Origin of the sequence: Vibrio sp. 1727 (assembly GCF_033344415.1) — a bacterium.
Taxonomy (GTDB): Bacteria; Pseudomonadota; Gammaproteobacteria; order Enterobacterales; family Vibrionaceae; genus Vibrio; species Vibrio alginolyticus.
This window is the reverse complement of the sequence record NZ_JAWPOT010000283.1, coordinates 1-691: the sequence shown is the minus strand read 5'-3', so window position 1 is coordinate 691 and position 691 is coordinate 1. Positions and strand designations below refer to the sequence as shown.

The following is a 691-nucleotide window of genomic DNA, read 5'->3' as shown; positions in this document are numbered from 1 at the left end:
GATGCGTACAAGACACACCTACTGAGCCTTCGCGGTTTGCCGACCGAGCTAAAGCAAGCTTTAGAACTGATCCCTGCAAGCGCGCACCCAATGGACGTCATGCGTACAGGTTGCTCTGTATTGGGTAACTTAGAGCAGGAAATGAGCTTTGATGAGCAACTGCAAGCGACTGAGCGCATGTTAGCCTTGTTCCCAGCCATCATCTGTTACTGGTACCGTTTTAGTCACGATGGCGTTCGTATCGACACAGAAGATCAAACCGAAGACTGCATCGGCGGTTATTTCTTGCGATTACTTACAGATAAAGAGCCATCAGCGCTACACAAGCAAGTGATGCACTGTTCATTAATTCTTTACGCAGAGCATGAGTTTAACGCATCAACCTTCGCAGCACGCGTTTGTGCATCAACATTGTCCGACATTCACTCTTGCATTACAGCTGCAATCGGTACGCTTCGTGGCCCTCTTCACGGCGGCGCAAACGAAGCAGCGATGGAGATGATTGAAGACTGGCAGACGCCGGATGAAGCCGAAGCCAACATCATGCAAATGCTGGCGAATAAAGACAAGATCATGGGCTTTGGTCATGCGATTTATCGAGAAAGCGACCCTCGCAACGCACTGATCAAACGTTGGTCTGAAGAATTGTCGAAGCATGTGGGTGACACGCATTTATACGCAGTATCTGAGC

1 protein-coding gene is annotated in these 691 nt (G+C 49.3%); it reads left to right on the top strand.

Annotated features, from left to right (window positions below; translation table 11 throughout):
• A partial coding sequence (locus R8O10_RS25255) for a citrate/2-methylcitrate synthase (protein WP_318191962.1) occupies positions 1 to 691 on the top strand: 691 nt, incomplete at both ends.